Raw genomic sequence first — 23,573 nt, 5'->3', positions numbered from 1 at the left:
ACATAAAAGACGATTGGCTGACAAGATGTAAATGCCGCATTGTGCGGTAAAAATAGGTTTAGTGTATAATTCAACTATGATCTTATTCGAATGGTTCTGTAGCTACCTATTATGTCCCCAGTTCCGGTATGAGTCAAGCCCATCCCTGTTAATCAAGAAAAATTTTACATAAGAAGTTGAAATCCCTTATTTACAGGAGGTTAGCTGTTTGTCGATTACATTTTCCATATTCATTCCCTTCATAGCAGCCATCTTCGTTCCCTTTCTATATAAAAGGATACATAGCCGTAAAATCGGCTGGTTTGTCTTGCTTGTTCCATTCCTGCTATTTGCAACGCTTGCAAGCTTCATCCCTTCTATTGCTAAAGGTGAAACGTATACACATACTTTCCGGTGGATCGATTCTGCAGGAATCCATTTTACAACGTATCTTGATGGCCTCAGTTTAATATTCGGTCTCCTCATTACGGGTGTCGGCAGTTTGGTCATCCTCTATTCCATCTATTATTTATCCGAACGGGAATCATTGGGACGCTTTTATGTGTACCTTCTCATGTTCATGGGTGCCATGCTTGGTGTCGTTTTTTCCGATAATCTGATGGTGTTATACGTCTTTTGGGAATTGACGAGCATTTCGTCCTTCCTGCTCATCGCCTTCTGGTACCATCGGAAAAAATCGAGGTATGGTGCGCAGAAGTCCATGCTCATTACGGTATCGGGCGGATTTGCGATGCTTGCGGGCTTCATCATGCTACATACTATGACAGGAACGTATAGTGTACGTGAGATAGTGGTCACGATTGGAGAGTATTCGGACGAACCTCTCTTTTTATTCGCCATGCTGCTCGTCTTATTAGGTGCATTTACGAAATCCGCGCAATTTCCGTTTCATATTTGGCTGCCGGATGCGATGGAAGCACCTACGCCGGTCAGTGCCTATTTGCACTCCGCAACGATGGTGAAGGCAGGCATCTATTTGGTCGCCCGTTTCACACCTATTTTCGGGGGTCAGATGATTTGGTTTTATATTGTTAGCGGTGTGGGGATTTTCACCTTGTTCTGGGGTTCCTTCAATGCCGTCAAACAAACTGATTTGAAAGCATTGCTCGCTTATTCGACGATCAGTCAGCTCGGCTTGGTCATGAGCCTCTTCGGTCTTGGATCCACTGCACTCAATGAAGGTCATAGCGTCAATTTCGTCATTTACTCGCAGGCCACGTTTGCAGCATTATTCCACCTCATTAACCATTCCACATTTAAAGGAGCCCTCTTCATGGTAGTCGGGATTGTCGACCATGAACTTGGGACGCGGGATGTCCGCAGATTGGGCGGCCTGATGTCTTTCATGCCGGTCACCTTCAGTATCGCTTTGATCGGCAGCTTTTCTATGGCCGGACTGCCTCCTTTTAATGGTTTCCTGAGCAAGGAAATGTTTTTTGAGGCATTGGTGAATGCACGGAATTTGAATCTTTTCGAAGTGAGCACCTTGGGGACTCTCTTCCTCATTGTTGCCTGGCTTGCGAGCGTATTCACGTTTGTATACAGCATGATCATCGTTTTTCAAACGTTTTTCGGGGAATTCCAACCGGATCGGATCGAGAAGCCGTCGAAGGAAGCTCCATTCGGAATGCTTATCGCGCCTTCCATTTTGGCTCTTCTTGTCGTCGGGATCTTTTTCTTCCCGAATGTCATCGGAAACTATTTGCTGCGCCCTGCATTGGAAGCCATCTACCCTTCAGTTGAAGGTGTTGAGAGATTGATACCGCAAATCTCCGCATGGCATGGGTTCAATGCCGCATTGATGATGACGATCGGCGTCGTCATTCTAGGCATCATCCTTTACAGGTTCATGCGTTATTGGAAAGGCATTTATACGATCGCTCCATTGAATTGGAATCTGGATGCCGCCTTCAATGCCAATCTGATCCTGCTTGAAAAGGTATCCCACTTCTTTACCCGTCTTTACATGAAAGGGTATTTGAAGGATTATCTCGTTTATATTTTCACTTTCTTTATCTTGGCGGTCGGAGGTGCCGTATTATATACGGGCTCCTATTCATTCGATTTTTCGAATGACTCACCGATCACGACGAATGAATATCTGATTGTACTTGCGATGACGGTTGCGGGGATTTCAATCCTATTTGCAAAGTCCCGGATGACGGCAATCATATTAAATGGAGTGCTCGGGTATTCCATCGCGTTCTTCTTTGTCGTCTTCCGAGCGCCGGATTTGGCGCTGACCCAAGCTGTCGTTGAAACGGTGACAACTGCCCTATTCCTACTTTGTTTCTACTTTTTGCCGGAATGGAAGAAGGAGCGTTCGCCAATCAGCACAAAATTGGTGAATGGGTTGATCGCCTTTTCCGTAGGAACGATTGTGACGGTGCTCGCCCTCACTGTTCAGGGGAATAAAATGTTCGAATCCATTTCGGTTTACTTTGAAGATGCATACAACCTGGCCGGGGGTAAAAATATTGTCAATACAATATTGGGAGATTTCCGGGCGTTCGATACAATGCTGGAAGTTGTTGTCCTCTTCATAGCCGGAATCGGCGTGTTCACGCTTATTAAATTGAAAGTGCGAAAGGAGGAAAAGGACATTGAAGACCAATGATGTCATTTTGCAGACAGTGACGAGAATCGTCGTTTTCATCATTTTGACGTTTGGTGTCGAGCTGTTCCTGTCTGGGCATAACAATCCCGGCGGCGGTTTCATCGGCGGTCTCGTCCTTTCCTCCGCATTCGTATTGCTTTACTTAGTTAACGATATTGAGACGGTGCATAAAGGCATTCCGTTCGACTTCAAGAAAATCGCGGCTCTAGGGGCGTTTCTTGCCGTCGGTACAGGCATAGGCTCGGTCCTGTTCGGCAAGGATTTCCTTACACAGGCGGCCCGTCATTTCAATTTACCTGTTTTCGGCGAAACCGAACTTTCTACAGTGATCGTATTCGAAGCGGGGGTGGCATTGACGGTTGTCGGTGTAGTCGTGACGATTATTTCAACCATTAGTGAGGATGTGTAGCAGATGGAAACTTTAATTACAATACTTGTCGGCTTTCTTGTAATGATCGCTGTCTATTTGCTGCTGTCCCGCAATTTGATACGCGTGATTTTAGGGACTGCCGTCCTGTCGCATGCAGCACATCTGCTATTGATGACTATGGGAGGACTGAAGAAAGGCAGTGCGCCGCTGCTCGGCGAGAATGCGGAAAGCTACACGGATGCGTTGCCACAGGCGCTGATCCTGACAGCAATCGTGATCAGCTTCGCCGTCACTGCATTCCTTCTTGTACTTGCCTATCGTACATACAAAAAGACCGGAACGGATAACCTCCAAAAGTTAAGGGGGTTCGAAGATGAATAACATAGTCGTGATGCCAATGATCATCCCTTTGGTAACAGGGATTATTCTCGTTTTTTTACGTCATTACACGAAGACGCAGCGATTCCTCAGCATCCTATCGAGCATAGCGACAATAGCTGTCAGTCTCGTCATTTTACACAAAATCCAGCAGGAAGGGATTTTAAGGCTCGATTTCGGCGGATGGCTTCCCCCGTATGGCATTTTATTCGTTGCAGATTCTTTTGCCATGCTGCTTGTGGTGACGGCTTCGCTTGTGACAGGGATACTTCTCATTTACGCTTTTTCATCGATCGGAAAGCAATATGAGCATATGTTTTTTTACCCGTTCGTTTTCTTCCTCGTTGCGGGAGTGAACGGTTCATTCCTGACGGGGGACTTGTTCAACTTATTCGTCTGTTTCGAAGTGATGCTCCTCTCCTCCTATGTGCTCATTACAATGGGAGGCAGGAAGATCCAACTGATTGAATCAATCAAATATGTCACGATCAATGTCCTTTCCTCATGGTTCTTCTTAATGGGAATCGCATATTTATACGGAACGATCGGCACATTGAATATGGCCCATTTATCGGTCAGGATTGCCGCAGTCGGCCAAGGCCCACTGCTAACGGTGATCAGCCTTATCTTTTTAGTCGTCTTCAGCTTGAAGGCGGGACTGCTCCTTTACTTCTGGCTGCCAGGATCGTACAGTGCACCGCCGACCGTCATAGCGGCCCTCTTCGGCGCTTTGCTTACGAAGGTGGGGATTTACGCGATGTTCCGCGTTTTCACCCTCATCTTTTATCATGAACCGGGCATTACGCATACCGCAATCGGTGTGATGGCGATTCTTACGATGATCGGCGGAAGCGTCGGAGCGCTTGCTTATAACGACATCCGAAAAATCGTTTCGTATAACGTCGTCATTGCTGTCGGATTCATTTTGGCAGGGCTTGCAATATCATCTGAAATTGCATTCCAAGGCGCCATCTATTATTTGATTCATGACATGGTCGTCAAGGCTTTGCTGTTCCTTGTTGCAGGAACAATGATCTATTTGACCGGGAAAGCAAAGATCGAAGAGATGAGCGGTTTGATCCGGAACTATCCGGCGCTCGGTTGGCTCTTCTTCATCACGATGCTATCACTGGCGGGAGTTCCGCCGTTAAGCGGGTTCATCGGCAAGGTGTTCATCGGACAGGGAGCAATCGAAACAGGCTCCTTCATCCTTTTGATCGTAGCCTTTTTATCCGGCATTTTCGTCCTGTATTCACTGTTGCGCATCTTCCTGAATTGTTTTTGGGGAGAGACGATCATTAGTGAGGACGACGACGTTCCTTTGAAAAAAGGGATGCTCGTTCCTTGCATTCTATTTGCGATCATGACGGTCGCGATTGGAATCGGCGTCGAAGGCCTCGCGCCGTATGTCAGCGATGCAGCCCGGACGCTAATGAATCCGGAAATATATATTGATGCTGTTTTACAAGGAAATCGTTAAGTGGAAAGTTGAGGTGAAGATAAGTGCCAGCCCAGTTATTACTGAATCTATTCATCGCTTTTTTATGGATGACATTGATTGATGAAGATGAATTGAGGTTCACGACGTTCTTCGCCGGTTTCCTTGTCGGAATCGGAATCATCTTTTTCATGCACCGCTTTTTCGGCACCCAGTTTTATTTGCGCCGGTTATTTTCTTCATTTAAATTGCTGTTGATCTTCATCTCGGAATTGACCCAGTCAAGCATTGTCGTATTGAGGCAGATCTTAAGTCCGAAATTGAATATCAAACCGGGCATTTTTAAATATGAAACCGTTTTGAAAAGTGATGTGGAAGTGACGATGCTGTCGCTTCTCCTCACCTTGACGCCGGGGTCTGTCGTTATGGAAGTATCCCCTGAAGGCAGCACGCTTTATATCCATGCGATGGATGTCGAGCAGTCCCGGGCCGGTTTGATCAAACAACTGAAGAATTTTGAAAAAGCGATTATGGAGGTGACACGATGATTGAAACAATGGTGACGATATCTCTTGTCCTTTTTTCCATCACCATCTCCATTGCCGTGCTGCGGATCATCCTTGGCCCCTCCATGCCGGACCGTGTCATCGCACTTGATATGATCGGGGTCAATTTGATTGCGATGATTGCTGTCGTGTCGATCATATTGAAGACGAAAGCGTTTTTGGAGGTCATTTTGATTTTAGGGATCTTGTCCTTCATCGGAACGATCGCCTTTTCGAAAGCCATTGAGAGGGGGGTCATCGTTGAGCGTAAACGAGATCGGTGAATTCATAGGTGCGCTGTTGATTTTGACAGGCGGGATTGCAAGTGTTATTAGTGCTTTCGGGCTTATCCGATTGCCGGATATTTATACGAGATCACACGCTGCGACGAAGAGCTCGACCTTGGCAGTGTTGCTGACGCTATCGGGCACTTTTCTCTATTTCTTGTTCCGGGAGCAGTTTGTCAGTGTTCGGGTGCTGCTCGGAATCGTGTTCGTCTTTCTCACTGCACCCGTCGCAGGTCATTTGATTGTCCGTGCGGCATACCGCTCGAAGGTGAAGCTTGCGGATATTTCAACGGAAGATGAGTTGCGTGAAGTTTTATATGGGAAGGAAAACGAAAATGACGGTTCTAGCGAAAAAAGCTAGACCGTCGTTTTTTGTTTGGGGTCAATTCTTTTCTTCAGCCACCACTTTTTTCAGCGCTTCTGTAAATGCTTCAACAGGCTGTGCCCCTGAAATAGCGTATTTGCGGTTGATGACGAAGAAAGGCACGCCTCTTACTCCGATCTGTCCGGCTTCTTGAATGTCCCTTTTCACATCTTTGGCAAACTCGTCGGATTGAAGTACCTGTTGAACCCGCTCCGCCGATAGCCCCGCCTCCCCGGCAATGGCCGCCAATGTTTCTTTATTGTCGACTGCTTCCCCTTTTACGAAATGACCTTGCAGAAGTCGTTCCGTGATGGCAGCGCCCTTCCCTTCCTGTTCGCCAAGCTTGGCAAGTCGGTGCGCGTCGAATGTGTTTGCACCTGTCATGCTGTCGACATCAAAATCAAGGCCGACAGTTTTCGCTTGCACTGCAACGTTATCCAGCATCTTTTTTGCTTCCTCTAAACTGATGCCGTATTTTTCCGCTAACCCTTCCGGTACGGAACCTCCCGTCCCTACAGGTGTATTCGGGTCCAACTGGAACGCTTTGAATACCACTTCCGCACTACCTTTAAAGTCCGTCGCTTTCAATGCTTCTTCCAATCTCCGTTTCCCAATGTAACAAAACGGGCAAACATAGTCTGACCAGATTTCTATTTTCACGTTCCATAACCACCTTTCATCTTTCATTTTAGATTTCAATCAAAATGGCAACAATGAATATGCTTGCTGCTATCGTTATCGAAGATCAATTGGAGGATTTGATATGTACAATTCACTATGGCTCCAAACCGCTTACCGGAGGGATTCCTACCCCGCTCTGGATAAAGACATATCATGCGATGTTTGCATTATCGGCGGAGGTTTGAGCGGAATAGCAAACGCCTATTTTCTAGCGAAAGAAGGAAAAGACGTCATCCTGCTTGAAAAAGATGAAATCCTGTGCGGGGCAACAGGCAATTCAACGGGCAAATTGACAGCTCAGCATGATGTTGTCTATGCAAATCTGATCAAGCAATTCGGACGCGACAATGCAAAAATCTATTATGAAGTGAACCGGGAGGCCGTCATGTTCGGAAAGTCCTTCTCCGAAGGGGATGAACTGCGGAACGCAGAATCCATCCTGTTCTCACAATCCAAATACGGGACTGAACTTCTTCAAGATGAAAAGAGGGCGTACGAAGACATTGGCATAGTAGGCGAGTTCGGAAGGAATAGCGAGCTTCCATTAAGGACCGAAGCTACGTTGACATTGAAAGACGAAGCACAGATCCATCCTGTTCGATTCGGCCAACATTTGGCGAAGCTCGCCGTTAAGGCAGGAGCCCGTATTTTCGAAAATTCCGATGTGCGGCTGATGGACTTGAAAAAACGCTTGCTCTATACGAATTCAAAAAATGAGATCCAGTTCAATGAGCTTGTTCTCTGTACCCATTACCCAATAGAGGCGCTTCGTGGATTACAAATCCTGAAGTTGACTGTCAGCCGATCCTATCTTGTCTCTGCACCTGCGAATATGCCGTTGACTGGGCAATACATTTCGGTTGATAATCCGAAGCGTTCAGTTAGGACGGCTCATATCGACGGGAAGACACATTTCCTCTTATCCGGTGAAGGACATCAGGCGGGTATGGAAAAAGAGACACAAGTTCATTATGAAAATCTGTCCTCTGAGTTGAGGAATGTCTATCAGCTTGATGCGATGAAATACGGCTGGTCTGCGCAAGATCCGCAGACCCCTGACCTCATTCCATATGCTGGCTGCATTTCGAATAGCATGCCCTATGTTCACTTGAATACAGGTTTCAGAAAGTGGGGGCTTTCCAATTCACTTGTCAGCGCGCGCATCATCAGCGACCAGATCGTCGGACGGCAGAACAGAGCCGCTTCGCTTTATGCTCCCGATCGGACCGGCTTCGGATCGTTCCTCGTTCAAGCTTTGAGGAATACGGGGCTCGTGCTGAAGGAATTCACCGGCGGGCATATTTCGAGGACCGACTCCCCTGTCTGCACTCATATGGGCTGCAGGACGCGGTGGAATGAAGCCGATCAGACATGGGACTGTCCGTGCCACGGATCCCGATTCCGGAAAGATGGCTCTGTTCTCGAAGGCCCTGCAACGAAGCCGTTGGATTTGGGATAATTGTGATACTCAAAATTCATCGCTACTTCGATGAGTCAAAGGTCCCGAAATGACGATAACTATTGAAAAGTGACCGATAACTCCGCTGAAGTGACCGATAACTACCGGGAATTGATCGATAACTTCTCTTAATTGACCGATATCCTTCAGGAATTGATCGATAACTTGTTAGTAAATAAAAAAGGTTGTGCTCCCCTGAGAGAAGAACACAACCTCCATTATCATCCAGCTCCGGGCGCTAGCTGCTCGGGTCATAAGCCAGTCCTGCTGCACGGCAAAAAGCGCCGTTTCGCATGCCCGTCTTATGCCTGTCGCAGCTGTGCAAGCGCCCTCCGCTTTTGATTATTTCAATGCTTCCGTCAAAACCGGAACGATTTGCTTCTTCCTGGAGACGACGCCTTTGAAGATGGCCGTATTGTTCGTCAATGGGACGTTGAATGCGGCACAAGCACGTTCAGCTGCCTTACCGAGTGCAATGACAGTCGAATCGTTGTTCAGGATATCCGTTACGACGAACAGGAACAGATCCAAGCCTTTTTCCTCGATGATGCTGTTCAAAAGAACTTCCACCTCAGCTTGGCGATTCATGACGTCATCGACTTCAATCGCGTTCACTTGCGCGATTTCAATTTTCGCGTCACCGATCGTGAATTCTTTCGCATCAAGCGAAACGAGTTCCTCAAGCGATTTTCCGCTCAAATCCGCGCCAGCCTTCAACATTTCGAGACCATACACTTGTGCATCCACTTCCGCGATTGCAGCCAATTCTTCTGCCGCTGCGCGATCCTCTTCCGTGAACGTCGGCGACTTGAATAGCAATGAATCTGAAATGATTGCGGAAAGCATAAGCCCTGCAATATCCTTTGGAATGTCGACGCCATTTTCCTTATAAAGCTTTTTCAGGATCGTCGCCGTGCAACCGACCGGTTCAGCGCGGTAATAAAGCGGGTCAGCCGTCTGGAAATTCGCGATCCGATGATGATCGACCACTTCGATGACTTGTACTTCATCCAAATCATCGACGCTTTGCTGCTTTTCATTATGGTCGACAAGGATGACTTGCTGTGCATCCGGCGCCGCTTTTTCAATCAAACGCGGAGCTTCAAATCCGAATTGGCCGAGCGCATAAGCAGTTTCACCTGAAATGGAACCGAGCCGAACTGCCTCTGCATCCATTCCAAGCTGTTGTTTCAAATAAGCATAGCTGATCGCCGATGTAATTGAATCGGTGTCAGGGTTTTTATGTCCAAATACTAATACTTTCCCCATCGTAATCCTCCTACAGGTATATTCCTATTTATTTTATCACAAAGATTCGCTTAACAAAATTGCCGCAAGCTCCTCTTTGTTCACTAGAAAATCGGCGATTGTGTACTTGTCCAACACGGCCAAATAAGCGGCGAGCGCTTCATGCAATGCACCTTTCAACCGGCATGCAGACGACAAGATGCACTGATTGCCATCCTTCCGGAAACATTCAACGAGATAAAAATCATCTTCCGTTTTCCGGACAAGCTCACCCACATTTATATCTTGCGGCTCCACGTTCAAACGAATACCACCTCCGCGGCCTCGCACCGTTTCCACAAGTCCCATCTTCCCCAATTCATGGACAACCTTTGTCAGATGGTTTTTCGAAATTCCATATCGATCCGATATGTCCTGTATCGTCGATAGCTCTCCGGGTTCCTTTGTGCCTAAGTACATTAACACCCGCAGAGAAAAATCGGTATATAATGTTAGCCGCATAAATTCACTTCCATTCACCAACCTATTATAACGATTATGGCAGTATCGTGAAAGAAATGTGTCCAAAATAGCACACCAAACTTAAAGATGTATTTAACATATATCTTTAGACAAAAAAATGTTTTATAGTGAAATTAATAAAACAAGAAAGGTTGTGCACCTTATGTTATCCCAACAAACTATTGATATCGTAAAATCTACAGCTCCAGTTCTTGAGCAACATGGTAAAACAATTACAACCGTTTTTTATAAAAATATGTTCGCCGCTCATCCCGAGCTATTAAATATCTTCAACCATGCAAACCAATCGAGAGGCCGTCAGCAAACGGCTCTTGCCAATACCGTTTACGCAGCAGCTGCAAATATCGACAATCTTGGAGCCATCATCCCTGCAGTCATCCAAATCGCCCATAAGCACCGTTCCCTAGGCATCCAAAAAGAACATTATCCAATCGTCGGATACCATCTTCTTGGCGCAATCAAAGAAGTGCTCGGCGACGCGGCAACTCCTGAAATCATCGCAGCATGGGGAGAAGCATATGAAGTCATCGCAGACGCGTTCATCGGCGTTGAGAAGGACATGTATGATGCGACAGAAGAGGCTGAAGGCGGCTGGAGAACATTCAAGGATTTTGTCATCGTCGACAAAGCTACGGAAAGTGACGTCATCACATCGTTCTACTTGAAACCGGCAGACGGCAAGCAACTTCCTACGTATAAACCAGGTCAGTACATTACAGTTCGTTTCCGGACTCCTGGGGATGAATACACATTGAACCGTCAATACAGCTTGTCCCAAGCACCAGGAAAAGACACATTCCGCATCTCTGTAAAACGGGAAGACGAATGCGTGCCGAACGGAAAAGCGTCCGTCCACCTTCACCGAAACATGAACATCGGCGATACGATCGAAGTGAGCGCTCCAGCAGGAGACTTCTATTTAGATACAGAAAGCACAACACCGGTCACATTGATCAGCGGAGGCGTCGGCATCACACCGATGATGGCGATGCTTGAAACGATTGCGAAAGAAACACCGGAACGTCAAGTGGCATTCCTTCATTCTGCACGTACACGCAAGCACCAAGCGTTCGATGAAGTATTGCGCGACACGACCGATTCACTTCCAAATGCGAAATACGAAGTGCTTTATTCCGAAGAAGGCGACGGGTTCATCAACCGTGAATTCCTTGCAAAACATGTAGCGGAAGGCAGCGACATTTACGTCTGCGGACCAACTCCATTCATGCAAGCCGTCATTTCTGCATTGCACGCAAACGGTGTATCCGAGGATAACATCCACTTCGAATTCTTCGGTCCGAAAGAACAATTGGAACTAATAAATGCATAAAACAAAAGCGCGACTCCCTTAAGAGGAGCGCGCTTTTTATCTTCTTATTTTATTCGGAAGCCTGAATGACGCGACAATGAGTGCCCCTACAAGGAATAAACCGGAGTACCCGACAATCGGATAGAAATCGCCGACCAACTCCTTAAAGCCCCGGAAGCTCAGAGCAAATCCGGCAACCAATGTAATCAGGACGAAAACCCTGAATTTATCCGTATCAATCTTGACGAACCTTGCACCGAAAGCATAAAACATGCTTACCGCCGTATTAAAAATCATTCCATAAAGAATGAACGCCATGAACGTCCCAAGTATAGGCGAAATATCATTGATGATCGCAAGCATCGGCAGCTCCGCTTCCCCTACGACGTCCACTTTTGAAAAAATCGCCAAATGACTGAGGATAATTAATATCCCCAACCCTAACCCGCCTACCAAACCGCCAATTGCAGCGGATTTTTCATCCTTCTCGGCTCCGCCCATCACCAAGGCCATCGATGCACCTACGGTTATATTGAAGGATACGTAGTTAATGGCGGAAAAAAACCAGTTCGGCAATGGCGTCTCCAAGTTGAGAGCAGTTTGATTCAACGAGCTGAACGACTGATCCATCGTCGCCAAAGAATAAACCGAAATGATGACGACCGCCAAAATGAGAAATGGCGTAATGCTCCCTATAACGGCAACAACTTTATCCACATTCAGCAGGATTGTTAAATAAACAAGGATGACCATTACGATCGTTCCTACGATCGGGTGCAATCCAAACTGCTGATGCAAATTGGAACCCGCCCCTGCCAACATGACAACGCCTGTACCAAATAACGTGAAAATAATGACGAAGTCAATGACGATTCCAACGTAGCGCCCACTGATTTTGTAAATGACTTCCTTATGGGAAGTCGTTCGCATCCGGCTGCCAATCCTCGTTAACACCATTCCCAAATAAGCAAAAAGAATCGTGGATAAAACCGCTGCAACAATTCCCATCATTCCAAAACTCGTAAAATACAGCAGGATCTCCTGCCCGGAAGCAAAACCGGCACCAACGATGATGCCGATGAATGCACTTCCCATTTTCAGTATCTTTTTCATACTGTTTTTCCCCCTTGGTGTCCCCGTAAAAAATCTATCACATGCCGAATAATCCGAATTTTCAACGCGGAGTAATTTGTATTGATTTAATTTAACACGCGAATTAACCCATTTCAATAATACATTTTCCTTTATTTATTTATACGTCTCTCATAAGTCTAATCTATTATGTGTATACACGGCTTTACAATATTATTACAAGTTGCCATACACACCCTCACAATACATGTCCATCCCCCATATACTGGTATTGATGACAAAGCGAGGTGATGATATTGCAATACAGAATGGGTAAGTGGTACCAGTATATTTTATTTTCCAGCGATCCATTAACTTCCGGCGTTATCCCTCATACAAGGGTTTACAATGCCGAAAACCTCTTGGATTTTTTAAAGCTGTATGAAACCGTCTATATAAAGCATGACAGAGGTGGACAAGGCAAAGGAATTTACAAAGTTTATAAGGAAGAAAATGGCAGATATTGCTTGAATGGCTTTACACCCAAAGGCGAGGAATTAAAAATTTCCATTGCAACAATTGAAGATTTCAAACCCGAAACTTATCCATATATGGGGTTTGGCGGACTTTTAGATCGCACCTATATTGTTCAGGAGGGAATTAACAGCAGTACTTTACATGGGATGCCACTTGCAGTTCGTGTCCATGTTCAATTATTAAACGGTGAATGGGGCGTCAGCGGGATGTATGGGAAGGTTGCCAGTGCGAGGACATATGAAAATGGGATTGTCAATGCAAATCAGGGATCCCAAGTGATGACCATATCCGAATTATTATCCATACATCTCGGGTTGGACAATGAAGACACAAGCAGACTGATTGAATCCATCGAAGAAATTGCCCTTACCGCGGCAAAATTGGTTTCCAAAGAATTTCCCCGTTTGGAGTATGGTATTGATTTTGGAATTGATGCAAATGCAAATCCGGTATTATTTGAAGTGAACACCTATCCAGGAATCGGGAATTTCGCAAAAATCGAGAACAAGAGAATCCTGAATAAAATCCGTGCCATTAGGAAACTGCAACAGGAAGAGAAGAATAATCCAAAGTAACAGGTGGCAAAAGCCACTTTTTTCATTCAGAAATAAAAAACGGACCGCCCCAGCCAAGGGACGGTCCTTCTGCATCACTTTTCCAGTAAGTTATTCGACTCGCGGATGAACGCCGGCAAATCATCAGGCGTCCGGCTTGTCACCAACTGATTTTGGCACACGACAACTTCTTTATCCGCATACTTCGCGCCTGCATATTCCATATCCACTTTGATGGATTTATAACCCGTTGCATCGCGCCCTTCCAACGTCTTTGCCGTCAGCAAAAGCTGGGGGCCATGGCAGATGGCGAAAACCGGTTTCTTATCGTCCATGAACTTCTTCACGAATTGAACGAATCGGTCATCCGCCCGCAGCTGATCCGGAGAAAAGCCGCCCGGGATGAATAGCGCATCAAAGTCTTCAGGCGAAGCGTCGTCAATGCCGACGTCAATCTTGACCGTCGACTCCCCTTGCTTGCCCTTCACTTCCTTGCCGGCTTCCTTCTCGATCGTAACAACTTCATGCCCCGCTTCTTCGAACGCCTTTGCCGGCTCCGTGTACTCCGAGTCTTCGAATAGATTCGTAATTACTGTAGCAATTTTAGCCATTCAATCATCCACCCTTTCAATTATCGTCGCCTTACTACTATTCCACAGTAGGGCGACGCTAAACTTAAGGGCGATACTTTGAGACATAAGGATTATCCTTTTCAAAAAAACGCCACGGATAATGGACGGCTTCTCCGGTATTGCCGATTCCTACACGGGGACCCGTTTCAATCTCGCTTGCGCCTGGCCCGTTGGCAATGAAAAGCGGCTCATCCGCCCAATGATGTCCGTAATACTTCATCGTCACGCCAAGCGCTTTCGACAGCTTCCCCGGTCCATTCGTCCAATCCTTCATTTTCAAATGTGGACCCCGGTTTTCCCTCATCAGCTCAAGTCCCTCAACCGGCTCTGCGGCCCGGATGAGAACTGCGTGCGGCGTCCCAATCGGTCCACTGACGACATTCATCAGCGTATGGGTGTGCATTTGGTAAGTGTACACGAGTCCCGCAGCGCCGAACATGATCTCCGTCCGCTTCGTCCGCCGGTTCCCAAAACTGTGGGCGGCACGATCCTCAGGACCATGATACGCTTCCGTCTCAACAATTCGTGCGGCAATCACCCCGTCCGGACGCTCATGCACAATATATTGACCCACAAGATTCCGCGCAAGCTCCAGCACATGTGGCTCAAAAAATGTCTTATCAACCGGCTCGTACAACAGCATCCCTCCGTCCGTGCAAAGTTCTCCATATTTTACAGTGATCTCGTTATGATTAATTTCCGATACATCGCTGCGATTTGGGGGTTCTCTCTTTCCCATTCTTTATTTCTTGGCGAAGGAATCTTGAATTGCTTTTCCAACTCGGTCATTAAACCGACGAGGAGCATATCTTTTTTTGGTTGGTCTGCATGTATGATTTCCTCATATTCTCTTTGATAATCCTCCAGCGACTTCTTTGTTGCCATTCCATATTTCCTCCGATAATTAACTTCATATTCCCCTTATTTTACCCATATACGCTACAACTATGATACTTTCACGACAATCCCTGTCCAATCACGTAAACATTTCCGTATGCTCTATTCTCCCTCATACCAATAATAAGCATTATAAAATTCCGTATACATATCAAAGCTCTTTCTAATCTCATCTTGAATTTCTTCAAGACGATAGATCATATGGAACCTCGAATAATAAGGGGAACTTTTAATCTTCAAAATCCCTTCCTCAGCTGCTCGGCTCCACCGCAAAGTCGCATCTAGATACTTTCTGGATTCCGACGTGTGTGCCTCCTCAAAAGTGATATCTAATAACCTGTCCTGCAAGAATCTGAGGTCTTCAAAAATAATATTCAAGTCACTTTTACCGATACTCGATCTGGAAGTCGTCATTATATCCATTTCATATGTTTGGAGAATGTATTCAGTATGATACCCTACCTCATCTTTAGTAAAAAACTCTTCTCGTTTCCGTCCTTCATTCTCCTCATACACCTTCCTAAATTCATACAATTTCATTTTGTAGTCTTGCAAAATAGGAAGTTCCGTACTGACTGAAACGGATTGATAGAAGCTGAAAGGCGAATACGGGAAAAATAACGTCACAAAACAGACCAGTACGATAAAAATTAAGCCACTCCACAATCTCTTTTTCACCCAACATCCCCCTGACCCAATGTCGTAAACCATTTCTCTACTTCCCGCGGCGATTTCAAAATCAACACTTCCGCATCGGCACGTTCAAGCATTTGCAAAACGCCCGGCCGCTTCTTCTTCGGATACGTCCATATGAACTTCACAAACTCCCAATCGACTTTCTCCGGACATCCCTCCGCCATATCCGGACGCGTTTTCCCCCGATACATCCATCTTCTCTTGAAGACCCGCGACAGGCATAGCCAGTTCGGGAAGTCGAGGAAGATGATCAAATCAGCATATTGAGCCCGCATCTCAATCGTGGAGTTGAAATTTCCATCGATGATCCATGCGGGCTTTTCCAGTTCACTTTGAAGTTTTTCACGAAATTCCGGCTTCGGGGTAGGCACCCATCCTTCATTCCAAAAAAGGGCGTCCAAATGGAGGAGGGGCAATCGCAGAAACTCCGCGAGTTCGATCGATAACGTCGATTTTCCTGCGCCGCTGCATCCGATTATGAGAATCCGTTTATATGATCTTTCATTCATTCCGCAAATCCTCCAGGAACTGTCCAATCTTCAACCAATCCGCATCCAAATTCGGCCTATGCGACGGTCGATAAAAGACAGCCGCCGGATGGAATGTCGGGACGATTCGGTATACCTTATCCGTCCACTCGAACGTCGTGCTATCGAGATCGGGGAGGAAACGAATCGGTCGTTCCAACAACTGCCCGTGCAGCTCCGTCACTTTCGCATTTTTGCCGAGCAACCTTTGCAGCCCGAAATTCCCGAGCGCCACAATCAGCTTCGGCTCAATATTTGCTATTTCATAATCGAGCACCGGGGCGTGTGCCAAAATCTCTTTCGTTGTAGGCGGCCGATTGTATTTCCGCTTCGTCATCGTGCCGTCCCTTTCCCGCTTCTCGCCCCATTTATATGGCCTGCTGCGGACCGTACTCGTAATATAGACGTCATCCCTCGTCAATCCAATCGAATCAAGCGACTTCATCAATTCCTTGCCGGCCCTGCCGATGAAAGGGATGCCGTCTATAGCCTCGAATTCCCCAGGCGCTTCACCGATCAACATCAGCTCCGGCTTCTGTGGCCCCTCCCCATAGACAAACCCTTCTACTGGAAATCTTTTAATCCGTTCCCTGCCAAGTTCAGCAATCGATTCAGGTATTCGAAACATCGGCACACTCCCTTTCAGCCTCGCAACAGCATGATTGTTTTATCCAAAAACGCTTTTCCGTCACCCTGTTTGATCTTCTCAATTCCTTCTTCTACCCGATCATAGCGAAATGCGCGGATGATTGCGAATAGATAGGGAATCATCTCCATTTCGCGATTCGACAACGGTCTTTCGGATGTATAAGCTTCTATGTATGCATCGAAGCGTTCTTCTGGTGCTTCATCTCCCTCAAAGTCGTGATGCCATGCCAGGAAAATACCAACGCCTATGCACTCATTGATCAGGACTTCATCCCCTGCAATGTTGTAATCAAAAACGGTGGAAATTTTGTCTTGTTGAAATAAAAGATTATAAGGACAGAAATCCCCTTGTACAGGCCCCAACGGAAGTAAATTCCACGCTTCTTTCAACGTTGACCTTCTGCTTTGATATAACTCTTTAATTGTGGCAAGCTCCATTGTATACATGCCTGTTTCCTCAACGCTTTGAATGAGATCCAAATAGCTTAATTCATTTTCATCATAATCTCCGAGCGCTTCGGTTTCGTTCCCGCCGAACATGCCCCAACTCGTTCCTACACCGAACCGGAAGTCCATCGCTGAAGATGTTTCGTGCTGTTTACCAAGCATTTTTCCAATCTCTTTAAAATGTTCCAGCCGGAGAACTTTAACCTCCGTCCCAACACCTTTTCGTTCCAGAATGAAAAGAAGGTCTTCGTGCCTGGCAAAGCGCTCTCCGTTCAACGTTTTTTCTGGCATGATGAAAGGCAGTCCAGCCTCAATCATAAGTTCCGTGAAAGCAATAACCGTTTCAATAAACTGGACCGCCTGCTTCTCACCCTTCAGAAAATATACTTCCCCATCCACTTCCACTTCCGCAACAAGTCTGTCTTTGTCCCGCAGAATTTCATGGCGGGTTACAGGGTCCGGAAGATACTGTTGGATTACCTCATTAATCAATTTATTATCCCCCAATGATATGTCGTTCCAACGCACGTTCTACGCTTGTCGCAAAACTGTTGCCCGCTCCCCAATCGAATCGGAAGAATACGCCTTCCGAGCTGCCTGCCGCAACGACATGGACGCGCGTCGTTCCGTCAAAGTTATCAATCGTTGCTGTGACAGACGCCCTGTTATTTGAGCGCATATAGTATTTCTCCATAATCAATACATGGACTTCCGACGAGCCCGCATTCCTTACATAATGATCTACCAGCGTTCCACTGATACTTCCGCGGAGGATTTCCGATTGAACGATGTCCACCGCTTCCCCTGGTGAAATCGACACGGTGAAGTTCTTTACTGACATACCAACATCCCCTCTCTTTATATGTCTAAATACGAATGAAACTGAATGGAAGTTTCAATTTGTGGAAACTTCCGAGAACAAATAAAAAAGGACTGCCGGGGCAGTCCTTTCCGTTCATTCCAATTCCAATTGCTTCGTTTCTGTCCCAAGCAGCAGAACCGCCAGGACCCCGATAATAATAGCGCCGCAGAAAATCCCGAAAATGATTCCGAAACCGTAGCCTGCGGTCAACAGGGAGCCGACAAGCAATGGGCCGAAGATGCCGCCGACTCGTCCGACTGCTGCCGCCATTCCCGAGCCGGTCGCCCGGACAGAAGTCGGATATTGTTCCGGCGAATAGGCGTATAACGCACCCCATGCCCCTAAGTTGAAGAATGAAAGGAAAGCGCCGAATACGAGAAGCAACGTAAGCGATTCGGCGTTTCCAAATAGTAACGCGCTCACCGCAGTTCCGAGCAAGTACGTGGAAAGCACAAATTTACGCCCGACCTTCTCAATGAGCCAGGCAGCTGTGAAGTAGCCCGGCAATTGCGCCAGTGTCATGATAAGCACGTATTTGAAGCTATGGATCATGTCGAACCCTTTCATGACCATGACGCTCGGCAGCCAAAGGAACATGCCGTAATAGGAGAACACGACGGTGAACCAGACGATCCAAAGCATCGTCGTCTTGCGCGCGTATGGCTTGGACCAAATAAGTTTCAGCTTTTTGCCGAAAGACTGCTTCGGCTCCCCTTCCCTTTCGAATTTCGGGGAATCCGGCAAGTTCCTTCGTAAATAGATGGCGTAAAATGCCGGGAGTGCTGTTAGGATCAGCGCAATCCGCCAACCGAATTCCGGGATGATGAAGTACGCAAGCAATGCGGCGATAAGCCAGCCTGCCGCCCAGAAGCTTTCCAAGAGGACGACGACGCGACCACGTTCCTTTGCGGATACACTTTCCGATACGAGCGTGGAGGCTACCGGAAGCTCCCCTCCGAGACCCGCACCCACAAAGAAGCGCAAAATAAGAAAGACGGTCAATGTCGTTGTCAGCGCCGATAATCCGCTCGCCAATGAAAACAGCACGAGCGTCATCATGAAAACATTTTTCCTTCCGATTCGATCCGCTAGCAATCCGAAACCGAAAGCTCCAATTGCCATCCCGATCGAGTTCATGCTCCCGATCCAGCCCATTTCCGTTGTCGACAAATGCCATTCGACTGAGATGGCCGCAATGACAAACGAGAGGATTCCGACGTCCATCGCGTCAAACATCCAGCCCGTCCCGGAAATTGCGAGTAATTTATTGCGGGAAATTCCGCCTGTTTTATTGTTCACAAGTAGTCTGCCCTTCGTTGTAGAGTTTTGGTGTCTTGACACTTGTCATTATACTCCCGGACAACGACTATTCACAAGAAGTTTTTTTAATGAATCTGTAATTGCCCGTCTTTCATGCGCGCATGGATCCCCAATTCATCTGCATCAACATGATACACTTCGTCTCCTACCCATATCTCTGTGCCGCAGCGCGCAAGGCCGATCGTAATCGTCCCGCCGCTTTCCGTCTTGACGACTGTTTTCACGCCTTTCGTGGAACCGGTCTCCTTTATGGATACCTTTTCGCCCGCAACAATGACGCCGCCGCGGCAGCAACCTTCGACTGACACACGATTCTTGGCGGTCACAGAACAATTGTATAGTCCGAAATCCGTCACCTCGATTGTACCGTTGCAAGAAAGTACACTGTTGATGGCGTACGGAAGCTTCAACTGCGAGCCCCCGCTTCCCATTGCGGAATATTGTTCAATTAGCATGTGCGCTTCCTTCAGCAGTTGTGAAAATTCCTCCGCGTTCCGGACGACTGTCATCGAAGTATTTGTAAAGATGTTATATAATTTTCCGGTGATCCGTTCCCAGTCCGAGGATAATTGGGTGGAATGATTCTTTACTTTTTGAATGAATTCAAGCTTGTCATGTTGGAATTCTAAGTATTCCTCTTTTAGAGTGACCCGAACAAGGTCTTTTAATTCCTTTGCATCGACTTCTGCAGGCTGGACGCCTCGTATGTGGATGATTTCGAGGATCGCGCCGCTAATTCTATCCAAATAAGTAAGAAGGCCGCTTAATTGCGCCGCCAACACTTCCTCCAACACTTCCTGCATGCCGACCTCAACGGTGGATGAAAGGACGTTTCCTTCGATGATGGCGGATGTTCCTGCCTCGACAGTCGCTTTTTGGACGGATCCTTGAATGAAAACCTTTCCTGTCGCACTGACGAACATGGAGGCTTCCACGCCCTTTCCGATACGGACATCCCCATCGAACTGGATATTACCGCTTCGTATGTCGACATTTCCGTCATAAAAGAATTCATCGCCAGTCAGTGATTTTGCAGTCACGGACTTCTCCATACCCTCACCTCGAGCCGCTGTTTTACTTTCATAATAGCAAAAAAAGGCCGGCTCACCTAATGAGTGAGCAGACCTGATTGGATTATAGTTCTTTAAAAGAGTACCAGTTGGTAGAAAAAAGCGGTCATGAAAAGCCGTTTTTGGCTATCCATGACCACTTTCTCACTCTTATTCTTGTGTTTGATTCATCAATTCTTCAAGATCAACCGCTTCGTCGATCACTTCTTGAGGAACGACGATCTCATCGATTTCGTTGATTTTCGAAATGACGGATTTCATCTTTTGAACGATGCGCATTTCTTCCTCTTCGACTTTCATCGTCATATCCATATCAAGGTCAAATGCATTCGTGTAGAATGTTTCCTTGTCGATGTACATGACTACTTTAAGGCTTTTCACGTCCATGTTATCCAACATTTCAGCGTCTTCCTCAGTCATGTCCATATCCGCAGGAAGAGCAGATCCCATCAATTCCTTCATCAGGCCGCTGAACTTATCGCCTGATGCAGAAAGCGTCAAAATGTACTCATCATCTGTCTGTTCGAATTTGAAATCATCCTTGAACTCATTGAACATTTTCATATCCAACGTCGGATCCGTTTCGCCGCCCATTTGCGCCATCATTTCATCGTACATATCCTTCGGCATCTTAATCCATTGACCGGACTCCGGATCATGCATGAAGAAACCTGATTCATTCATGTACAGCTCCATGTCCATTTTGCCCATCTCGCCCATGTCCATCTTCATGTTTTGGTGCATTGCCAATGGCTCGACGATAACATCCATGTCCATCTTGATTTTTGAATCCATTTCAAGATCTTGACTTGGAATGGACATTTTTTGGTTGATATCCATGACAGCATGCATGCTCTTTTGCTCTTCTGACGCTTCCATCGCTTTGCTGTATACTTCTTGCGCCGTCATCTCACTTTTATTTTCAAGCTCGACTTCTTCACCGGTTTCTGCATCCTTTTTCGGTTCTGCCGCAGATCCGCAGGCAGCCAATCCAAGCGCGAGAACACCGACACCAAGACCCTTTAACCATTTTTTCATTCGATTCGCTTCCCTTCTTTGTTTCTCTTTACGTCACATCTAATCATACGGTATTAAAAGAAAAGGGTTCCACCATTTTAATACTTTCCTAAAATTTGAATCATTCCTACCACAAAAAACCTCTGAGCCTTTCCCACTACCTTCGATTATTTCGAATACTGAAGTTTTTATGTCACTTCGGAATGAAATCCGCTATAATAACGGGGACAATAGAAAGGACATCAAACTATGCTGAAAAAATTTTTTTCCTATTATAAGCCACACAAACGGCTTTTCATCATCGACTTTTCAAGCGCAATATTCGTCGCATTGCTTGAGCTGGCATTTCCGATGGCCGTCCAATGGTTCATCGACAAACTTCTCCCATCCGGAGATTGGGGGAAAATCGTAACAATAAGCATATTATTGCTGCTCGTCTATTTGCTTAGTACTTTCCTTCAATACATCGTCAGTTATTTAGGGCATAAGCTTGGCATCAATATCGAGACAGATATGAGGCAGCAGCTGTTCAACCATGTCCATCGGCAATCATTCCGCTTCTTCGACAATACGAAGACCGGGCATATTATGAGCCGGATCACAAATGACCTGTTCGATATCGGCGAGCTCGCCCATCACGGACCCGAAGATGCGTTCATTGCGGTCATGACGATGATCGGAGCTTTTATTCTGATGTATGGGATTAATCCTGAACTCGCCATCATTGCCATCTGTATGGTCCCTCTTCTCGTCGTGCTTGTGACATTCTGTAATATTAAAATGAATGCAGCGTGGCAGAATATGTACGGGAAGATTGCCGATGTCAATGCGCGCGTCGAGGATTCGGTGTCTGGCGCGCGGGTCGTTAAGTCATTCACAAACGAAGACTTCGAAATTTCGCGATTCAAAAAAGACAATGGCAGTTTCAGGCTGGCGAAACTTGTCGCTTACAACGTCATGGCATGGACGCATTCGAGTATGTATATGATGACAAGGCTGGTGACATTGGTCGTCCTTGTTGTCGGTGCGTGGTTTACATTCAATGATCGATTGACAATCGGGGATCTTGTTGCATTCATCCTTTTCGTCAATATTCTTATCAAACCTGTTGATAAGATCAGCGCATTGCTTGAGCTATATCCGAAAGGGATGGCTGGTTTCCGCAGATTCCTTGATTTGATTGAACAGGAACCGGAAATCAAAGACCGAGCAGGTGCGAAGGCTGTCAGCCACTTGAGTGGGGATATCCTTTTCGATGAAGTCCATTTTCAATACGATGATAATAAATATGTATTGAACGGCATCGATCTTTCGATAAGATCCGGTGAGACGATTGCGTTCGTGGGTCCTTCCGGTGCCGGAAAGACAACGATCTGTTCCCTTATCCCGAGATTCTACGACGTCGATTCCGGTGCGATTTCGATTGACGGCATCGATATCCGCAACATGACACAGCAATCGTTGCGTTCGCAGATCGGAATCGTGCTGCAGGACGTCTTTTTATTCACAGGGACGATCAAAGAAAACATCGCGTATGGAAACTTGGATGCAACCGATGAAGAAGTGATGGCCGCCGCGCAAAAGGCGCATTTGGAAGAATTCATAGCTTCGCTGCCTGACGGGTATGAGACGCAGATCGGTGAACGGGGATTGAAATTATCCGGCGGTCAGAAGCAGCGTCTTGCAATTGCGCGCATGTTCTTGAAAAATCCTCCGATTCTCATTTTGGATGAAGCGACGTCTGCACTTGATACAGAAACGGAACGCATCATCCAGCAATCATTGAATGAGTTAGCAGAAAATCGGACGACACTCGTCATTGCCCACCGATTGGCGACAATCCGTGATGCGGACAGGGTCATCGTCGTAACAGAGGACGGAATTGCGGAAGATGGAAAATACGACGAGTTAGTAAGAAAAGGCGGTATTTTTGCCCGTCTCCATAATATTCAATTCCAAGAGGTTTAACATTTTGTGAATCGGGGATACTAGTACCATCCCACCCCCTTTCTCTTTATAGATAAAAACCGTACCGGCGACTTGCGAGTCACACGGTACGGTTTTTTCGTTATTGGAT

26 protein-coding genes are annotated in these 23,573 nt (G+C 46.5%); 11 read left to right on the top strand and 15 right to left on the bottom strand.

From position 1 onward, the window contains the following. Window positions 1–208 precede the first annotated feature (208 nt). From ACFPTP_RS02415 to ACFPTP_RS02385, 7 genes are read left to right on the top strand one after another with little or no spacing between them, the layout of a single operon-like run. Complete coding sequence (locus tag ACFPTP_RS02415; protein ID WP_381441831.1) at window positions 209–2,617, top strand: Na+/H+ antiporter subunit A; 2,409 nt, start codon at window positions 209–211, stop codon at window positions 2,615–2,617. Continuing rightward, on the top strand, window positions 2,604–3,026 hold the full coding sequence (locus ACFPTP_RS02410; protein ID WP_381441830.1) for a Na(+)/H(+) antiporter subunit B: 423 nt from the start codon (window positions 2,604–2,606) through the stop codon (window positions 3,024–3,026). Before ACFPTP_RS02415 ends, ACFPTP_RS02410 begins: the two co-directional genes overlap by 14 nt. A gap of 3 nt (window positions 3,027–3,029) precedes the next feature. Then, on the top strand, window positions 3,030–3,368 hold the full coding sequence (locus ACFPTP_RS02405; RefSeq protein WP_381441829.1) for a Na(+)/H(+) antiporter subunit C: 339 nt from the start codon (window positions 3,030–3,032) through the stop codon (window positions 3,366–3,368). Continuing rightward, on the top strand, window positions 3,361–4,845 hold the full coding sequence (locus ACFPTP_RS02400; protein WP_381441827.1) for a Na+/H+ antiporter subunit D: 1,485 nt from the start codon (window positions 3,361–3,363) through the stop codon (window positions 4,843–4,845). The genes ACFPTP_RS02405 and ACFPTP_RS02400 overlap by 8 nt, the downstream gene beginning before the upstream one ends. A gap of 23 nt (window positions 4,846–4,868) precedes the next feature. Further along, window positions 4,869–5,351, top strand: coding sequence for a Na+/H+ antiporter subunit E (locus ACFPTP_RS02395; RefSeq protein WP_381441826.1), 483 nt, complete (start codon window positions 4,869–4,871; stop codon window positions 5,349–5,351). Next, on the top strand, window positions 5,348–5,632 hold the full coding sequence (locus tag ACFPTP_RS02390) for a Na(+)/H(+) antiporter subunit F1 (RefSeq protein ID WP_381441824.1): 285 nt from the start codon (window positions 5,348–5,350) through the stop codon (window positions 5,630–5,632). The genes ACFPTP_RS02395 and ACFPTP_RS02390 overlap by 4 nt, the downstream gene beginning before the upstream one ends. Beyond that, complete coding sequence (locus ACFPTP_RS02385) at window positions 5,610–5,996, top strand: Na+/H+ antiporter subunit G (protein WP_381441822.1); 387 nt, start codon at window positions 5,610–5,612, stop codon at window positions 5,994–5,996. The genes ACFPTP_RS02390 and ACFPTP_RS02385 overlap by 23 nt, the downstream gene beginning before the upstream one ends. A 21-nt stretch (window positions 5,997–6,017) precedes the next feature. On the opposite strand, the gene ACFPTP_RS02380 is transcribed toward ACFPTP_RS02385, so the two are convergent. Further along, window positions 6,018–6,659 (bottom strand): DsbA family oxidoreductase, encoded by a 642-nt coding sequence (locus ACFPTP_RS02380; RefSeq protein ID WP_381441821.1) that lies wholly within the window; start codon window positions 6,657–6,659, stop codon window positions 6,018–6,020. A 103-nt stretch (window positions 6,660–6,762) separates the two neighbouring features. On the opposite strand from ACFPTP_RS02380, the gene ACFPTP_RS02375 reads away from it, so the two are divergent. Continuing rightward, a complete protein-coding gene (locus tag ACFPTP_RS02375) occupies window positions 6,763–8,139 on the top strand; it encodes an FAD-dependent oxidoreductase (RefSeq protein ID WP_381441819.1) in 1,377 nt (458 codons plus the stop codon). Window positions 8,140–8,481: 342 nt separating this feature from the next. Here the strand turns inward: ACFPTP_RS02375 and ACFPTP_RS02370 are convergent, their stop codons facing one another. After that, complete coding sequence (locus ACFPTP_RS02370) at window positions 8,482–9,408, bottom strand: manganese-dependent inorganic pyrophosphatase (RefSeq protein ID WP_381441818.1); 927 nt, start codon at window positions 9,406–9,408, stop codon at window positions 8,482–8,484. Window positions 9,409–9,444: 36 nt separating this feature from the next. Further along, window positions 9,445–9,888: an RrF2 family transcriptional regulator gene (locus tag ACFPTP_RS02365; RefSeq protein ID WP_381441816.1), complete on the bottom strand. Its 444-nt coding sequence runs from the start codon at window positions 9,886–9,888 to the stop codon at window positions 9,445–9,447. Between the two features lie 163 nt (window positions 9,889–10,051). Here ACFPTP_RS02365 and hmpA point away from each other — a divergent pair, with 163 nt between their 5' ends. Continuing rightward, complete coding sequence (gene hmpA, locus ACFPTP_RS02360) at window positions 10,052–11,239, top strand: NO-inducible flavohemoprotein (protein ID WP_381441814.1); 1,188 nt, start codon at window positions 10,052–10,054, stop codon at window positions 11,237–11,239. A 36-nt stretch (window positions 11,240–11,275) separates the two neighbouring features. Here hmpA and ACFPTP_RS02355 read toward each other — a convergent pair whose 3' ends face one another. Beyond that, on the bottom strand, window positions 11,276–12,331 hold the full coding sequence (locus ACFPTP_RS02355; protein ID WP_381441813.1) for a YkvI family membrane protein: 1,056 nt from the start codon (window positions 12,329–12,331) through the stop codon (window positions 11,276–11,278). Window positions 12,332–12,606: 275 nt separating this feature from the next. Between ACFPTP_RS02355 and ACFPTP_RS02350 the strand changes: the two genes are divergently transcribed. Then, the gene (locus ACFPTP_RS02350; RefSeq protein ID WP_381441811.1) at window positions 12,607–13,401 is read left to right on the top strand and encodes a YheC/YheD family protein; all 795 of its coding nucleotides are present in this window, start codon (window positions 12,607–12,609) and stop codon (window positions 13,399–13,401) included. Window positions 13,402–13,475: 74 nt separating this feature from the next. Here ACFPTP_RS02350 and ACFPTP_RS02345 read toward each other — a convergent pair whose 3' ends face one another. From ACFPTP_RS02345 to ACFPTP_RS02295, 11 genes are all read right to left on the bottom strand, one after another. Beyond that, window positions 13,476–13,991 (bottom strand): type 1 glutamine amidotransferase domain-containing protein, encoded by a 516-nt coding sequence (locus tag ACFPTP_RS02345; RefSeq protein WP_381441810.1) that lies wholly within the window; start codon window positions 13,989–13,991, stop codon window positions 13,476–13,478. Between the two features lie 64 nt (window positions 13,992–14,055). Next, window positions 14,056–14,655, bottom strand: coding sequence for a DNA-3-methyladenine glycosylase (locus ACFPTP_RS02340; RefSeq protein WP_381441931.1), 600 nt, complete (start codon window positions 14,653–14,655; stop codon window positions 14,056–14,058). A gap of 29 nt (window positions 14,656–14,684) precedes the next feature. Continuing rightward, window positions 14,685–14,897, bottom strand: coding sequence for a hypothetical protein (locus ACFPTP_RS02335; protein ID WP_381441808.1), 213 nt, complete (start codon window positions 14,895–14,897; stop codon window positions 14,685–14,687). A 114-nt stretch (window positions 14,898–15,011) separates the two neighbouring features. Then, entirely contained in the window at window positions 15,012–15,587 is a 576-nt protein-coding gene (locus ACFPTP_RS02330; RefSeq protein ID WP_381441807.1) for a hypothetical protein, read from the bottom strand. Beyond that, window positions 15,584–16,114 (bottom strand): P-loop NTPase family protein, encoded by a 531-nt coding sequence (locus tag ACFPTP_RS02325; RefSeq protein ID WP_381441806.1) that lies wholly within the window; start codon window positions 16,112–16,114, stop codon window positions 15,584–15,586. The genes ACFPTP_RS02330 and ACFPTP_RS02325 overlap by 4 nt, the downstream gene beginning before the upstream one ends. Beyond that, window positions 16,107–16,760, bottom strand: a complete 654-nt coding sequence (locus ACFPTP_RS02320) for a uracil-DNA glycosylase (protein WP_381441805.1) — start codon at window positions 16,758–16,760, stop codon at window positions 16,107–16,109. Before ACFPTP_RS02320 ends, ACFPTP_RS02325 begins: the two co-directional genes overlap by 8 nt. Window positions 16,761–16,774: 14 nt before the next feature. After that, on the bottom strand, window positions 16,775–17,719 hold the full coding sequence (locus ACFPTP_RS02315) for a phosphotransferase enzyme family protein (protein WP_381441803.1): 945 nt from the start codon (window positions 17,717–17,719) through the stop codon (window positions 16,775–16,777). Between the two features lie 4 nt (window positions 17,720–17,723). Beyond that, window positions 17,724–18,068 (bottom strand): DUF6054 family protein, encoded by a 345-nt coding sequence (locus tag ACFPTP_RS02310; RefSeq protein ID WP_381441802.1) that lies wholly within the window; start codon window positions 18,066–18,068, stop codon window positions 17,724–17,726. Between the two features lie 114 nt (window positions 18,069–18,182). Continuing rightward, window positions 18,183–19,325, bottom strand: coding sequence for an MFS transporter (locus ACFPTP_RS02305; RefSeq protein ID WP_381441930.1), 1,143 nt, complete (start codon window positions 19,323–19,325; stop codon window positions 18,183–18,185). A gap of 149 nt (window positions 19,326–19,474) precedes the next feature. After that, entirely contained in the window at window positions 19,475–20,461 is a 987-nt protein-coding gene (locus ACFPTP_RS02300) for a FapA family protein (protein WP_381441800.1), read from the bottom strand. Between the two features lie 168 nt (window positions 20,462–20,629). Beyond that, window positions 20,630–21,517, bottom strand: a complete 888-nt coding sequence (locus tag ACFPTP_RS02295; RefSeq protein ID WP_381441798.1) for a DUF6612 family protein — start codon at window positions 21,515–21,517, stop codon at window positions 20,630–20,632. A 228-nt stretch (window positions 21,518–21,745) separates the two neighbouring features. Here ACFPTP_RS02295 and ACFPTP_RS02290 point away from each other — a divergent pair, with 228 nt between their 5' ends. Next, window positions 21,746–23,464 carry an ABC transporter ATP-binding protein gene (locus tag ACFPTP_RS02290; protein ID WP_381441797.1) on the top strand — a complete coding sequence of 573 codons (1,719 nt, stop codon included), beginning with the start codon at window positions 21,746–21,748 and terminating at the stop codon, window positions 23,462–23,464. The last annotated feature ends 109 nt before the right edge of the window (window positions 23,465–23,573 follow it).

It is taken from the genome of Sporosarcina koreensis, from assembly GCF_042655825.1.
Classification (GTDB): domain Bacteria; phylum Bacillota; class Bacilli; order Bacillales_A; family Planococcaceae; genus Sporosarcina; species Sporosarcina koreensis.
The sequence above is the reverse complement of the archived record's forward strand: the minus strand, read 5'-3'. Positions and strand labels throughout refer to the sequence as shown.

Bases quoted from the DNA above. Each gene is read 5' to 3' on its own strand.
- ACFPTP_RS02405 (WP_381441829.1), top strand. From the start codon at position 3,030: ATGGAAACTTTAATTACAATACTTGTCGGCTTTCTTGTAATGATCGCT.
- ACFPTP_RS02400 (WP_381441827.1), top strand. From the start codon at position 3,361: ATGAATAACATAGTCGTGATGCCAATGATCATCCCTTTGGTAACAGGG.
- ACFPTP_RS02390 (WP_381441824.1), top strand. From the start codon at position 5,348: ATGATTGAAACAATGGTGACGATATCTCTTGTCCTTTTTTCCATCACC.
- ACFPTP_RS02375 (WP_381441819.1), top strand. From the start codon at position 6,763: ATGTACAATTCACTATGGCTCCAAACCGCTTACCGGAGGGATTCCTAC.
- ACFPTP_RS02370 (WP_381441818.1), bottom strand. From the start codon at position 9,408: ATGGGGAAAGTATTAGTATTTGGACATAAAAACCCTGACACCGATTCA.
- ACFPTP_RS02365 (WP_381441816.1), bottom strand. From the start codon at position 9,888: ATGCGGCTAACATTATATACCGATTTTTCTCTGCGGGTGTTAATGTAC.
- hmpA (WP_381441814.1), top strand. From the start codon at position 10,052: ATGTTATCCCAACAAACTATTGATATCGTAAAATCTACAGCTCCAGTT.
- ACFPTP_RS02355 (WP_381441813.1), bottom strand. From the start codon at position 12,331: ATGAAAAAGATACTGAAAATGGGAAGTGCATTCATCGGCATCATCGTT.
- ACFPTP_RS02345 (WP_381441810.1), bottom strand. From the start codon at position 13,991: ATGGCTAAAATTGCTACAGTAATTACGAATCTATTCGAAGACTCGGAG.
- ACFPTP_RS02340 (WP_381441931.1), bottom strand. From the start codon at position 14,655: ATGCTGTTGTACGAGCCGGTTGATAAGACATTTTTTGAGCCACATGTG.
- ACFPTP_RS02335 (WP_381441808.1), bottom strand. From the start codon at position 14,897: ATGGCAACAAAGAAGTCGCTGGAGGATTATCAAAGAGAATATGAGGAA.
- ACFPTP_RS02325 (WP_381441806.1), bottom strand. From the start codon at position 16,114: ATGAATGAAAGATCATATAAACGGATTCTCATAATCGGATGCAGCGGC.
- ACFPTP_RS02320 (WP_381441805.1), bottom strand. From the start codon at position 16,760: ATGTTTCGAATACCTGAATCGATTGCTGAACTTGGCAGGGAACGGATT.
- ACFPTP_RS02310 (WP_381441802.1), bottom strand. From the start codon at position 18,068: ATGTCAGTAAAGAACTTCACCGTGTCGATTTCACCAGGGGAAGCGGTG.
- ACFPTP_RS02305 (WP_381441930.1), bottom strand. From the start codon at position 19,325: ATGTTTGACGCGATGGACGTCGGAATCCTCTCGTTTGTCATTGCGGCC.
- ACFPTP_RS02300 (WP_381441800.1), bottom strand. From the start codon at position 20,461: ATGGAGAAGTCCGTGACTGCAAAATCACTGACTGGCGATGAATTCTTT.
- ACFPTP_RS02295 (WP_381441798.1), bottom strand. From the start codon at position 21,517: ATGAAAAAATGGTTAAAGGGTCTTGGTGTCGGTGTTCTCGCGCTTGGA.
- ACFPTP_RS02290 (WP_381441797.1), top strand. From the start codon at position 21,746: ATGCTGAAAAAATTTTTTTCCTATTATAAGCCACACAAACGGCTTTTC.